This window comes from Magnetospirillum fulvum, from assembly GCF_900108475.1.
GTDB lineage: Bacteria > Pseudomonadota > Alphaproteobacteria > Rhodospirillales > Magnetospirillaceae > Phaeospirillum > Phaeospirillum fulvum_A.
Window position 1 is genome coordinate 201,771 of record NZ_FNWO01000001.1, and the last position, 12,755, is coordinate 214,525.

At 63.0% G+C, this 12,755-nt stretch carries 11 protein-coding genes; 5 read left to right on the top strand and 6 right to left on the bottom strand.

Features of this window, described 5'->3' with window-relative positions:
- Positions 1-402: 402 nt before the first annotated feature.
- Positions 403-2,103 carry an NAD(P)H-dependent oxidoreductase subunit E gene (locus tag BLW40_RS00885; RefSeq protein ID WP_074765053.1) on the top strand — a complete coding sequence of 567 codons (1,701 nt, stop codon included), beginning with the start codon at positions 403-405 and terminating at the stop codon, positions 2,101-2,103.
- 28 nt (positions 2,104-2,131) lie between these two features.
- Positions 2,132-4,057, top strand: coding sequence for an NADH-dependent [FeFe] hydrogenase, group A6 (locus BLW40_RS00890; protein WP_074764600.1), 1,926 nt, complete (start codon positions 2,132-2,134; stop codon positions 4,055-4,057).
- Positions 4,058-4,137: 80 nt separating this feature from the next.
- On the opposite strand, the gene BLW40_RS00895 is transcribed toward BLW40_RS00890, so the two are convergent.
- Entirely contained in the window at positions 4,138-5,802 is a 1,665-nt protein-coding gene (locus BLW40_RS00895) for an FAD-dependent oxidoreductase (RefSeq protein WP_139305443.1), read from the bottom strand.
- Between the two features lie 116 nt (positions 5,803-5,918).
- On the opposite strand from BLW40_RS00895, the gene BLW40_RS00900 reads away from it, so the two are divergent.
- From BLW40_RS00900 to BLW40_RS00910, 3 genes are read left to right on the top strand one after another with little or no spacing between them, the layout of a single operon-like run.
- Positions 5,919-6,251, top strand: a complete 333-nt coding sequence (locus tag BLW40_RS00900) for an ArsR/SmtB family transcription factor (protein ID WP_074764604.1) — start codon at positions 5,919-5,921, stop codon at positions 6,249-6,251.
- Positions 6,248-6,682, top strand: coding sequence for a YeeE/YedE family protein (locus BLW40_RS00905; RefSeq protein WP_074764606.1), 435 nt, complete (start codon positions 6,248-6,250; stop codon positions 6,680-6,682). The genes BLW40_RS00900 and BLW40_RS00905 overlap by 4 nt, the downstream gene beginning before the upstream one ends.
- Before the next feature lie 9 nt (positions 6,683-6,691).
- On the top strand, positions 6,692-7,117 hold the full coding sequence (locus BLW40_RS00910) for a DUF6691 family protein (RefSeq protein WP_074764608.1): 426 nt from the start codon (positions 6,692-6,694) through the stop codon (positions 7,115-7,117).
- A gap of 57 nt (positions 7,118-7,174) precedes the next feature.
- On the opposite strand, the gene BLW40_RS00915 is transcribed toward BLW40_RS00910, so the two are convergent.
- The 5 genes from BLW40_RS00915 to eutC all read right to left on the bottom strand — a co-directional run bounded on the left by BLW40_RS00915 (position 7,175) and on the right by eutC (position 12,753).
- The gene (locus tag BLW40_RS00915) at positions 7,175-9,067 is read right to left on the bottom strand and encodes a PhoX family protein (RefSeq protein WP_074764610.1); all 1,893 of its coding nucleotides are present in this window, start codon (positions 9,065-9,067) and stop codon (positions 7,175-7,177) included.
- Positions 9,068-9,080: 13 nt separating this feature from the next.
- On the bottom strand, positions 9,081-9,293 hold the full coding sequence (locus tag BLW40_RS00920) for a rubredoxin (RefSeq protein WP_244511010.1): 213 nt from the start codon (positions 9,291-9,293) through the stop codon (positions 9,081-9,083).
- Between the two features lie 61 nt (positions 9,294-9,354).
- A complete protein-coding gene (qhpR, locus tag BLW40_RS00925) occupies positions 9,355-10,356 on the bottom strand; it encodes an AraC-like transcriptional regulator QhpR (protein ID WP_425283695.1) in 1,002 nt (333 codons plus the stop codon).
- Between the two features lie 192 nt (positions 10,357-10,548).
- Positions 10,549-11,955: an ethanolamine permease gene (gene eat, locus BLW40_RS00930; protein WP_074764614.1), complete on the bottom strand. Its 1,407-nt coding sequence runs from the start codon at positions 11,953-11,955 to the stop codon at positions 10,549-10,551.
- A 27-nt stretch (positions 11,956-11,982) separates the two neighbouring features.
- A complete protein-coding gene (gene eutC / locus BLW40_RS00935; RefSeq protein ID WP_074764616.1) occupies positions 11,983-12,753 on the bottom strand; it encodes an ethanolamine ammonia-lyase subunit EutC in 771 nt (256 codons plus the stop codon).
- Between the last annotated feature and the right edge of the window lie 2 nt (positions 12,754-12,755).

Genomic DNA, 12,755 nt, shown 5'->3' on the forward strand with positions numbered 1-12,755 from the left:
GGGGATGGATTTACTTCCCTCCGAGGCCGATGGGCGACGCCCACGGCTTCGGAGGCTGGTGAAACAGACAACACGAAAAATGGGCGCTGGGCCGCCCCTAGCCCATTTTTCTCCTTTTAATCCAACGGGAAAAAGTACACCGAGCGACAGCGAGGGACTTTTTCACGGGAGACACCCTATCCACACGGGCAGCTTGCCACCTACCCGTAGGAGGCGTTATCAAGGGTGGGAACGAACCGGTGCGTCGGGGTAGCCGCCGCCGCCAGGGGGAGGTCTGCGCGTGCAGCCAAATTTGAATACACAAGACTGTATTTTTTGTATCATCCAGACCATGAGCGCGGCAAAGATCGCGTCCGCAAGAAACGCTGAATATAACCAATGTATCAGATAGGGAGAAACATGATGCTGCTGACCGGGCAGGACAAAGAGAAAACCCTTATATCAAGACTCGTAAAAAAACACGGGCGCCAACAATCTTCACTCATTCCAATTATGCAGTCTGTTCAAGCAGAGTGCGGTTTTGTTTCTGAATTTGCGATGCAATATATTGCCGATCTGATCGGAATTTCCGCATCCGAGGTGTTGGGCGTCGCCACCTTCTTTCATTTCATTAACAAAAAGCCCAAGGGCAAGTTCATCATCCGGCTCAGCCGTGATATGTCTTCGATTATGAAGGGAGCCAAATCGGTCGCCCGTCAGCTCGAAAACGATCTGGGCATCCGCTTTGGCGAGACGACGCCGGACGGGATGTTCACCCTGGAATGGACCAGCTGCATCGGGATGAATTACCAGGCCCCGGCGATGATGGTGAACAACGAGGTGTTCTCCAATCTGACGCCGCCCAGGGTTCACCGGGTGATCGAGGATTGTCGGCAGGAATTCAACGCCCGCCGCCCCACCGTCGGCAATGTCGGCGAGACCTACGCCAACACCCTCAACTACACCAATCACGAGATCAATTCCGGCTTGCAGCGGGCGGTGTCGGTCAGCCCCTCCGAGGTGATCGCCGAACTGACCGTGTCCGGTCTGCGCGGTCGCGGCGGCGCGGGTTTCCCCACCGGGATCAAGTGGAATTTGGCCTCGAAGGCCAAGGGCGATTGCAAATACATCATCTGTAACGCCGACGAGGGCGAGCCCGGCACCTTCAAGGACCGCATCATCCTCGGCAAATATGCCGACATGGTGTTCGAGGGGATGACGATCGCCGCCTATTCGATCGGTGCGCGCGAAGGCGTCGTCTATCTGCGCTGGGAATACACCCATTTGAAGCCGCATCTCGAAGCGGTGCTGGAAGCGCGGCGCAAGTCCAACCTGTTGGGTGCCGACATTCTGTGCCAGAAGGGATTCTGTTTCGACATCCGCATCCATATGGGCGCGGGCGCCTATGTCTGCGGCGAGGAAACCGCGCTGATCGAAAGCCTGGAAGGGCGGCGCGGCGAGCCGCGCAACCGTCCCCCCTACCCGGCCGAGCGCGGCCTGCACGGCCAGCCGACCGTCGTCAACAATGTCGAGACCCTGGCGACGCTGTCTTGCATCATCTCGCGCGGGGCCAAATGGTTCTCGTCGATGGGGACCGAGCGCTCGAAGGGCTTCAAGCTGTTCAGCGTCTCGGGCGATTGCTCGCGCCCCGGCGTCTATGAACTGCCCTGGGGCATCACCGTCGATCAATTGCTGGAAACCGTCGGCGGCCAGGGGGCCAAGGCGGTGCAGATCGGCGGCTATACCGGGCAGTTGGTCCCGGCCCGTCAGTTCGACCGCCGCCTCGCCTATGAGGATCTTGGCATCGGCGGTTCGATCATCGTCTACAGCGCCGAGCGCGACATGCTCGAAGTCGCCGAGAACTACCTCGAATTCTTCGTCGAGGAATCCTGCGGCCAGTGCACCACCTGCCGCGTCGGCAATCAGAAGCTGCTGGAAGGTATCCGGCTGCTGCAACAGGGGAAATGCTCCAACCGCTATTTGAATGACCTGATCAGTCTCAGCGAGACGGTCAAGCTGGCCTCGAAATGTGGCCTGGGTCAGGCGAGTCCCAACGTGGTCATCGCCCTCAATGCGCATTTCAAGGAAGAAATCATGGCCCGCCCGATCCTGGGCGCCGCCTGACCGGCCAAAGCGGGGAGATCAGATTACAATGGATACCTTTCCTTCGAACGACGAATCCCAGCCCGCCGCCGATGCCGCGGACGCTGGAAACCATGAAACCGCCCCGGTCGAGACCGAGGTGCCGTTGATCGCCGTCACCATCGACGGCATCGACGTCGAAGTGCCCTATGGCACCACGATCCTTGACGCCGCCCGTCGGGTGGGCTTGCGGATTCCCACCTTGTGCCATCACGACGATCTGTGCACCGCCGGCGTCTGTCGCATCTGCGTCGTCGCCGTCGAGGGGATGCGGACGCTGCAAGCCGCCTGCGCCACTCCGGTGACCCAGCCGGTCAAGATTCAGACCAACACCCCTGCCGTCCGCACCGCGCGGCGGCACGTCGTCGATCTGATGCTGTCGAATCACTATGGCGACTGTACCATCTGCAAGCGCAACAACAATTGCGAGTTGCAGTCGCTCGCCAAGGAATATGGCGTCGATTACTATCGCTTCGGCCATCCGACCGAGCCCAAATACGCGATCGACCGCTCCAGCCCCTCGGTCGTGCGCGACATGAACAAGTGCGTGCTGTGCCGCCGTTGCGTCCGCACCTGTAGCGAGTTGCAAGGCGTCGGCGCGTTGCTGGTCAAGGGACGCAGCGTCCGCTCGCGCATCGCCACCTTCGGCGACAAGCCGCTGTCCTCGGTGGTCTGCGTCAATTGCGGCCAGTGCATCAATCGCTGTCCCACCGGCGCGCTGACCGAGTTGGACCAGACCGACGAGGTCTGGGCGATGCTCGACGATCCCACCAAGCATGTGGTGATCCAGACCGCGCCGTCGCCGCGTGCCGCGATCGGCGAGTGTTTCGGCCTGGAAGCGGGCAGCCAGGTGACCTATCAGCTCAATACCGCGCTGAAGCGGATGGGCTTCGACGGCGTGTTCGACACCAACCACACCGCCGACCTGACGATCCTCGAAGAAGGCACCGAGCTGATTATCCGGCTCTATCAGGCCCTGGTGCAGGGCGATACCGATATCGCCCTGCCCCAATTCACCAGTTGCTCGCCGGGCTGGGTCAAATATCTCGAGCATTTCTATCCGCACGCGGTGCCCAACCTGTCTTCGGCGAAGAGCCCGATGCAGATGTTCGGCGCGCTGCTGAAGACCTATTACGCCGACAAGAAGGGGATCGACCCCAAGGACATCGTCGTCGTCGCCCTGATGCCCTGTACCGCCAAGAAGTTTGAGTGCAACCGTCCCGAACTGTGCTCGAGCGGCTTCAAGGACGTCGATTACGCCCTGACCACCCGTGAACTGGCCAAGATGGTCGCGGAATCCGGCATCGACCTGCCCCACCTGCCCGACAGCCCGTTCGACGAGCCGTTCGGCGACGGGACCGGCTCGGGCAACATCTTCGGCGCCACCGGCGGGGTGATGGAAGCCGCGCTCCGCACCGTGATCGAAGTCGTCACCGGCAAGCAGGTCGAGAATTTCTTCGACCACGCCAACATCTTGCCGGTGCGCGGGATCGAAGGGGCACGGATGGCCGAAATTCCGATCTCGGAAGTCGGACCGGTCCCCGATCTGTTCAAGCCCCTGGTGCCGGATTGGGATTGGCTGCGCGGCGTGACCTTGCGTGTCGGCATCGTCCACGGCTCGGCCAACGCCAAGATGGTGATGGAAGACATCAAGGCGGGCGGACCGTTCAGCAAGTGCCACTTCATCGAGTTCATGGCTTGCCCCGGCGGTTGCCTGGGCGGCGGTGGCCAGCCGATCCCGACCGACGCCGCGATCCGCGCCAAGCGGTCAAAGGCGATCTATCAGATCGACAGCGACTTCGCGATCCGCAAGTCGCACGAGAACCCGGTGGTGCTCCAGCTTTATCGCGAGTTCCTCACCGATGGGCCGTGCGGTCACATCGCCCACCACCACCTCCACACTCATTATTCCCCGCGCGGCAAGTTCATGTCGTAAGGGAAAATGGATCGGCTCCCCCGTCTTTCGGCGAGACGGGGGAGCCTGCTCCATCTCAGGCCCCAGGCTGGGGAGGCGGATTACGGGCTCGGCAGCTTGGCCGGGGTGCGCGGATCGATATTGGCCTTGATCCCGCCGCTAAAGCTGGCGACATCGAAGCCGTTCTGGCTCAGAACCCGCGCGGCGAAATAGCTCATCTTGCCAAAGGCACAGACGGTCACCACCGGACGGCTGCGGTCGAGTGTGTCGAGGCTGGCCCGCAGCGACAGGAACGGGATGTTGATCGCCTTGCCCGGAACCGGGAAAGCCTCGGACAGCGCCTTGCCACGGACATCGACGACCTGCACCTGGGGATCGCTCGGCAAATCGCTGGTGTGGACGACCAGTCCGTCGCGGCGGTTACAGGCGGCGAAACCGGCGAGATTGATGACATCCTTGGCCGAACCGAACGGCGGCGCATAGGCCAGTTCCAGGTGGCACAGATCCTCGACCGTCATCTGGGCGACAATTGCGGTGGACAGCACGTCGAGGCGCTTGTCGATCCCCTCGTAACCGCTGACCTGGGCACCGAGCAGACGTCCGCTTGTCGGCTCCCAAACGATCTTCAGCGTCATCGGCCGCGCGCCGGGATAGTACGAGGCATGGTGGCTGTCGTTGACCGACACCGTCTCGTAAGGGAGTCCGGCGGCGGCAAGGCGCTTTTCGCTCCAGCCGGTGATGCCGACCACCGCCTCGAAAGCGCGGACGATTCCGGTCCCGACCGAACCGGGATACGGACGCGCCTTCTCCGGCATGAAGATATGGTCGGCGGCAACCCGCCCCTGGCGGTTGGCCGGGCCACCCATCGGAACCGCGGTCTTGCTGTCGATGACGCGGTCGATCGTTTCCACCGCGTCCCCGGCGGCATAGATGTCGGGATCGGAGGTCCGCTGGAACGGATCGACGACGATATGTCCTCTCGCCCCCAATTCCAGACCGGCCGCCTTGGCCAATTCGCTGTCGGGCTTTACCCCGATCGAGAGAACGACGATATCGGCGTCGAGACACGCGCCCGAGGAGAGGTGGCAGCGCACATGGTTCGCCTCGCTCTCGAAGCGGGCGATGCCGTCGCCGAGATGCAGGCCGATCTCGTGATGGCGCAGTTCGCTTTCGACCAAAGCCGCCATCGGCGCGTCGAGCGGCGGAATGACTTGTTTTTGCAACTCGACCAATTGGACCGACAGTCCCTTGCGATACAATTGTTCGGCCATTTCCAGCCCGATGAAACCGGCGCCGATGACGACCGCTCGCATACCGGTCTCGGTCGCCGCGATGATCCGGTCCATGTCCTGGAGGTTGCGCAGCGTGAAGATGCGGGAATCCTCAATCCCCGGCAGCGGGGGACGCAGCGGCGACGCGCCAGGGGCCAGCATCAGCTTGTCATAGGAGAGGAATTCGCTCTGCCCCGTGTCGAGGTTCTTGACCTCGACCCGCTTGTTGGCGCGGTCGATCGCGACCGCCTCGGTGCGGACGCGCACATCGAGGTTGAGAAGGGCCTTCAGCGATGCGGCGGACTGAACGGCAAGCGCGTCGCGGTTCGGAATTTCGCCGCCGATATGGTACGGCAGCCCGCAATTGGCAAACGACACGTCCGGGCCACGCTCGACGATGGTGATTCGCGCCGACTCGGACAGGCGACGCGCCCGCGCAGCGAAGGAGGCGCCGGCGGCGACGCCGCCGATGACGAGGATGCTATTGTGCTCCACGGACAATACTCCCAAGAAGGTCGATCCAGGGTCGTGACGACGACCTCTGAGAGAGACCCTATTGCAAAACATTATATCAATCAATATAATGTTTCAGAATATATTATGGAGTTGGAATGGAACCCGCCCGATCCGTCCCCAGCATCGATACGATGCGCGCTGCGGCAGCCGAAGCCACCTCAACCCTGTTCGCGCTCGCCAACGAAACGCGCCTGCTGCTGCTATGCCAATTGTGCAAAGGCGAAAAATCTGTGGGTGAGCTGGAAGCATTGCTCGATATCCACCAGCCGACGCTGTCCCAACAATTGGGCGTCTTGCGTTCGGATGGGCTGGTCGAAACCCGGCGCGAAGGAAAGCGGGTTTACTACACCGTGAAAAATCCAAAGGTTATCACCCTACTCACGACGCTCTTTGAACTTTACTGTCCTGGCGAAGTGGAAAATACATGAATATCGACTGGATCAACTTCACTCCGTTATCGGCGGCGTCTGGTGGCGTGCTGATCGGCCTCGCTGCCGCCCTGATGTTTCTTTTGCTGGGGCGGATTGCCGGAATCAGCGGGATCGTCGCGGGTTTGTTGCGCCCCTCCACCCCAGGCGACATCGCTTGGCGGGCGGCTTTTGTCCTTGGGCTCTGCCTCGCCCCGCTGGCCTATTCCCTGTTTTCCACCCTGCCGGAGGTCCGCATCGACGCGGGCTGGCTGTCGATCGTCGTCGCGGGGGTTCTGGTCGGGTTTGGCGCGCGGATGGGCTCGGGATGCACCAGCGGTCACGGTGTCTGCGGTCTGTCGCGTCTGTCGCCCCGCTCGCTGGTCGCGACGGCAAGCTTCATGGCCACCGGCTTCCTGACCGTTTTTGTCGTTCGTCACCTGCTTCCGTGAGGACAGTCCATGACCCTTTTTCTTTCCTTCGCGATCGGACTGACCTTCGGGCTCGGATTGATCGTTTCCGGGTTGGGCAATCCGGCCAAAGTCCAAGGCTTTCTTGATCTCGCCGGTGCCTGGGACCCGTCGCTGATTCTGGTGATGGGAGGCGCGATCGCGGTCGGTCTCGTTGCCTTCCGGATCGGCGGGCGCAAAGCGCTCTCTTTTCTGGGCAAGCCGATGCAGCTTCCGACTCAAAAACAGATCGACACCCGTCTTGTCGTCGGCAGCGCCCTGTTCGGTGTCGGCTGGGGACTGGCCGGCATCTGCCCCGGTCCGGCTCTGGTCCTGCTCGGATTCGGAGCCACAAAAGGCATCGCCTTTGTCCTTGCGATGCTGTTCGGGCTGGGTCTCTTCGACCTCATCTCGCGGCGGACAGGCCCGGCAAAGTAAGAAGGAGGACCGTCCGCGCGGCGCGGACGGTCCTCCTTCTTCATCGCAAAAAACCACTCAACCGATCGGACGTCCGTCCTTGCGGCGGATCGCCACCACCGACGGGCGAGGCGGCATATCGTCCTTGAAATCCGGCCAGCGGGTGGAGGGCGAGTCAAAGGTCGAATCCTCGCCCGGATGCTGAACCGCCGCGAACAGAGTGGTGCCATCGGGAGTGAAGCAGGGGCCGCACATCTCGGCATCTTTCGGTACGGCATAGAAGAACTTGACCAGCGCGCGGCCTTCGCCTTCCAGATCGCAGGCATAGATGCCGTCCGGGATGCCGTGGCGGGCCTGGGCCGATCCCTGATCGGTGGCAATCCACAGCCGTCCCTTGCGATCGAAGGTGATGTTGTCGGGACAAGACAGCCACTGACCGTATTGCGCGGTCTTGGGGTGATAGTGAGCCCCATCCTTTTCGGCCCCCGCCAGCAACAGCACCGACCAGCGGAACCGTTCGGCGTCATGGTGGGCAGTTCCGGGCTTGCCCGCCCCCGGCGGAATCAGTTCCAGAATATGGCCGTGACGGTTGTCCGAGCGCGGATTGGCCCGGCTGACCTTTTCCGGCGGGCGTTTGGTGTTGTTGGTCAGCACCATATAAACCTTGCCGGTGACCGGGCTGGCCTCGACATCCTCGGGCCGGTCCATCGGGGTCGCCCCCAGCAGATCGGCGGCCCGGCGCGTCTCGATCACCACGTCGGCCTGGGAATTGAAGCCGTTGGCCGGGATCAGCGGTCCCTGGCCGAACACCAGCGGCAGCCAGACCAGCCCGCCTTCGTCATCGAAGCGGGCAACCGACAAGGTGCCCTCGTCGAGCAGGCCGAAATTGGCCTGACGCCGGGTCGGGTCGTATTTGCGGGCGGCAACAAAGCGATAGAGATATTCGAACGCCTCGTCATCGCCGGTATAGACCACCACCTTGCGATCCGGGGTGACGACAACCGTGGCGGCCTCGTGCTTGAAGCGGCCGAGCGCGGTCCGCTTGACCGGGGTAAAGGTGGGATCGTAAGGGTCGATTTCGACCACCCAGCCGAAGCGATTGGGCTCGTTCGGCTCTTTCTCGACGTTGAAGCGGTCGTGGAAGCGCGACCAGGCATAGCGGCTCTTCCCCTTCAACCCCATCCGGGCATGGTTGGCCGCCTCTTGGGTCTTCTTCGGGTCACCGCCGAAATAGGTGTCGATGTTCTCCTCGGCGATCAGCACGGTTCCCCACGGGGTCACGCCGCCCGAACAATTGTTCAGCGTCCCGATCACCGTGCGGCCATCGGGATCGGCCGAGGTCCGCAGCCGGGGATGTCCGGCGGCGGGACCGGACAGGGCAATCCGGGTCGATAGCGCCGACAGACGGCGATTGAACGGACTGGCCTCGACAACGCTCCATGTGTCGCCCTCGCGGCGAATCTCGACGATACCATGGCCATGGGCGGCGATCTCGGCATCGACCTGCTCGCGGGTCATCGTCTCGAGCTTGGTTTTGATCTCCAGCCCCGGGAACATCAGTTCGGGATTGGTATATTCGAAATTGGCGCACAACAGCCCGTGGTCGGAGACCGTTGACCCCACCGGCAACGGCAGGAAGGCCAGAAAGTCGTTGTTATAGCCAAACCGCTTTTCCTGTCCGGCCGCGGTCAAGCGGCGCGGATCGAACGGCTCCAGTCCCGCCTCGATCGGATCGCCCCAGCGGACCAGAACCTGGGCGGCGTGACCGGGCGACACCGCCTGATCCGGGCTGATGGTGTGGGACGGCTGGACGAAGGTGAGCGTCGAGGGATCGCCCATCGTGCCCGCGAACGCGGCACCCGGCAGCGCGGCAAAAGCGGTGCTGGCGAGAAGGCCCTGGACGACCTCGCGGCGCGACAGGCGGGCGTCGATCAGCTCCGACAGGGAGGGAGAGGTCGAACGTGCGGACATCGAACTGACTCCGTCAATGAATGAAAAGGGAATGCGGGGCACCGCAATGCGGGCACAGCCAGTCTTCGGGGAGAAGCTCGAACGGCACGCCGGGCGGAATGCCCTGAAGCGGTTCGCCCTCGGCGGGGGAATAGACATGGCCGCAGCGATTGCAGACCCACAGCGCCAGCGCACCATTGGTGTCTCGCGCCATGATCGGGGCAAGAGGGAAAGCCGATTCGCTCATTCCCTGAAATTAGCCCGACCGCTCCATCCTGTGGATGGCGTTTCGATGAAAATTGCGACGATCAAAGTCCAGGGAGCGTCGCCGTGGTATCGCCGCCCAAGCGCCACACTTCGCGGGCCTTGGACGGCGACAGCCCGAACCAGCGGGAAAACGCCCGGGTAAAGGCCGACAATTCGGAATAGCCCAGGAAAAAGGCCAGATCCGACAACGGAATATGCGCCTGACGAACATAATGCTCGGCCAGATCGCGCCGCACTTCCTCGGCCAAAGCGGAAAAGGCGATGCCGTACTCGGCCAGACGGCGTTGGAGGGTCCAGCGGGCCAGCCCCAGCCCCTCGGCGACGTCCTCGATATGGGCGGCCCCCTCGGGCAGACGGCTGCGGATTTCCGCCCGCACCCGGTCGAGAAACGGGGTAATTCCGGTGCCTCCGGCCAGCGCGATCAGGTGGGCGCGCAGACCGGTCAGCCGGGCCAGATCGCCGCCCGGCATCCGCCGTCCCAGATCGCGGTCGCGGAACACCAGACAATTGGTGCGCTGAGCGAACTGAACCGGCGCATCAAACGCGGTGCGGTGTTCGCGCCAGTCCAGCGGCTGGGGGTGCTCGAACTGCACCTCTTCGGGAGCCCAATCGCGGCCCAAACAGGTGCGAAAGACGTTGGCGAACATCCCCATCGTCAGTTCGGCGTCCTGGCGTCGCTCCAGGATGCGGCCGTCGAGAATGCGGTATTCCAGCCGCAGCATCTCGCCCTCGCGGACAAAACGGGTTTCGGTCGCCTGCTGATGGAACGGAAACAAAGTCGCCAGATTCTCCACCGCCGCCCCCAGCGTCGGCGAGGCCAGGGCGATCTCGCCAATCAGGCCCAGATCATGCGGCTGGAATTGCTGGCCGAACCACAGCCCGAAATTGTCGTGCCGGGTTTCGCCCGCCGCCAGTTCCATCATCGCGCAATAGGCCCCCAGATCGAGGGCAAGGATCGGATTGCCCAGACAATCCTCGCTGACCCCGGCCCGGCTGAACACGGTGTCAGCCTGTCCGCCATGGCTGAGGATAAACCGGGCCACGCCTGAAGCTGCGGCAGCCAGAATGTTCCGTTGCCTATTTTCAAGGCACCCCGACGGGGGAAATTGCTGATGATGCGCGCGCGCCGATGCCATCGGACACCTCCACCCGAATACCTTGCAAGCATCGAGCCAAACGAGAACGGGTCGCCCCGATTGGGGCGACCCGCATTCCAAAGAGAGGCTTCGACCCGATCAATCGACCAGAGCACGCGCCTCGTTCTGAGCCAGATCGAGCATATCGTCCGCCTCGGCTCCGTCCCGCAGATGGGCGGTGAAGCGGTAGAAGATAAAGCCGAGCAGGAACAATCCGCAGAACAGAGCGAACACCAGGACGTTGAAGTAGATCATCGTCACCAGCGCCACCAGGGCACACACCAGGGCAATCGCCGGGAACACCGGATAGAACGGCGCGCGGAACGGACGCTCCAGATTGGGTTCGCTGGCGCGGAGCTTGAACAGGGCGGCCATCGACATGATGTACATCACGATCGCCCCGAACACCGACATCGTCACGATATTGGCGGTCAGCGGCAATCCGCCGATCTCGATCAGGCTGTCGGAGAAGATCGCGGCGATTCCAACCACGCCGCCCGCCAGGATCGCCTTGACCGGGGTCTTGGTCACCGGATTGACGGTGGCGAAGGTCGGCGGCATGAACCCGGCCCGGGCCAGGGCGAAAATCTGGCGCGAATAGCCCATGATGATGCCGTGGAACGAGGCGATCAGCCCGAACAGACCGATCCACACCAGCATGTGCAGCCAGCCGGAATTGTCGCCGACAACGATCTTCATCGCCTGGGGCAGCGGATCGTTGACGTTGGCAAGGCTGCTCCAATCGCCGACGCCGCCCGCCATGATCATCGTGCCGAACGCCAGCGTCACCAGGGTCAGGATGCCCGCGATATAGGCAACCGGAACGGTGCGGGTCGGATTGCGGGTTTCCTCGGCCGCCATCGCCGCACCCTCGATCGCCAGGAAGAACCAGATCGCGAAGGGGATCGCCGCGAACACGCCCGAAATCGCCTCGGAAGAGAAGCCGGACCCGCCCGCCCAGCCGTTCAGGGCGAAATTGGCCCAGCTAAAGCCGGGCGACACCACGCCCATGAACACCAGCAATTCGATGATCGCCAGCACGGTGATCAACAATTCGAAGGTGGCGGCAATCGTCACTCCAGCGATGTTGAGGCCCATGAATACGACATAGGCCCCGACGGCGGCCAGTTTCGGATCGAGTCCGGGGAACTGGACGTTGAGGTAGGAGCCGATGGCCAGCGCGATCGCGGGCGGAGCGAACACGAACTCGATCAGGGTGGCGAACCCGGCGACGAAGCCGCCCTTAGCCCCGAAAGCGCGGTAGGAATAGGCGAACGGCCCGCCCGCATGGGGAATCGCGGTGGTCAGCTCGGTGAAGCTGAAGATGAAGGTGGTGTACATCACCGCAATCAGGATCGTCGTCACCAGGAACCCCAGGGTTCCCGCCGCCGCCCAGCCATAGGACCAGCCGAAATATTCACCCGAGATTACCAGTCCGACGGCGATGCCCCACAGATGCAGGCCGGACAGGCTTCGTTTCAGTTCTGTTTTTGGAGGATTGGACATGAGAATATTCCTTTGCCGTGCAACGAGTTAGGCATCGTGATCAAGCCGGGGAGCGCCCGGCCCGATCGGTTCCGCTCGGTTTGCGTCTTCTTTGAGATCAACCCCGGTCAGTCGCAAATGCCGGGCTTGACGCGCCAGCCAGACCAGTTTGTCGGCGGCCTGAGATGGCGACAGGCCACCGCCATGAATGTTGGAAATACAATTGCGCTCGGAATCCCGCCGCCCGGAGCGCGGAGCGTAGGTGAGGTAAATCCCCAGCGAATCAGCCGCCGACAGACCGGGCCGTTCGCCGATCAGCACCGCCACCAATTGCGCGCCCAGCTTTTCCCCGATCGGATCGCCGATCGCGACGCGGGCCTGGCTGGCGAACACCACCGGCGCGATCCGCCAGCCCGGCAGGCGGTCGAAGATCGCGGCAATCGTCGGCGCGGCCCAACTCTGCACCGCCGCCGCCGACAGACCGTCGGCGATCACCAGGGCCAGATCCCATCCGCCGTCGCTAAGGCCGACCGCGCTGGTTTCGTCCAGCCTGCGGCCGAGATCGGGACGGCGCAGATAGGTCTGGCGGTCCGGCGCAGCGCTGTGAACGGACAGAACCGGACCGGACGGCAAGGCCGCCGCGACGCGGTCCCAATCGACCCGACCGTGCACCGCGTCGCGGGCTTGGGCATGGGCGAGTTGGAAGTCGAGCAGCGGCCGCAGCGGCATGGCGTCGCCGGACCGGCCAAGACCGATGCGGGCGCGGGTGGCGGCGCGGAAGCGGGCGAAGGGATCGAGCGGAATCGGGCTGTCGGCCATAA

Coding starts and splice junctions, on each gene's coding strand:
- BLW40_RS00885 (WP_074765053.1), top strand. CDS start 403: ATGCTGCTGACCGGGCAGGACAAAGAGAAAACCCTTATATCAAGACTC.
- BLW40_RS00890 (WP_074764600.1), top strand. CDS start 2,132: ATGGATACCTTTCCTTCGAACGACGAATCCCAGCCCGCCGCCGATGCC.
- BLW40_RS00900 (WP_074764604.1), top strand. CDS start 5,919: ATGGAACCCGCCCGATCCGTCCCCAGCATCGATACGATGCGCGCTGCG.
- BLW40_RS00905 (WP_074764606.1), top strand. CDS start 6,248: ATGAATATCGACTGGATCAACTTCACTCCGTTATCGGCGGCGTCTGGT.
- BLW40_RS00910 (WP_074764608.1), top strand. CDS start 6,692: ATGACCCTTTTTCTTTCCTTCGCGATCGGACTGACCTTCGGGCTCGGA.
- BLW40_RS00915 (WP_074764610.1), bottom strand. CDS start 9,067: ATGTCCGCACGTTCGACCTCTCCCTCCCTGTCGGAGCTGATCGACGCC.
- BLW40_RS00920 (WP_244511010.1), bottom strand. CDS start 9,293: ATGAGCGAATCGGCTTTCCCTCTTGCCCCGATCATGGCGCGAGACACC.
- eat (WP_074764614.1), bottom strand. CDS start 11,955: ATGTCCAATCCTCCAAAAACAGAACTGAAACGAAGCCTGTCCGGCCTG.
- eutC (WP_074764616.1), bottom strand. CDS start 12,753: ATGGCCGACAGCCCGATTCCGCTCGATCCCTTCGCCCGCTTCCGCGCC.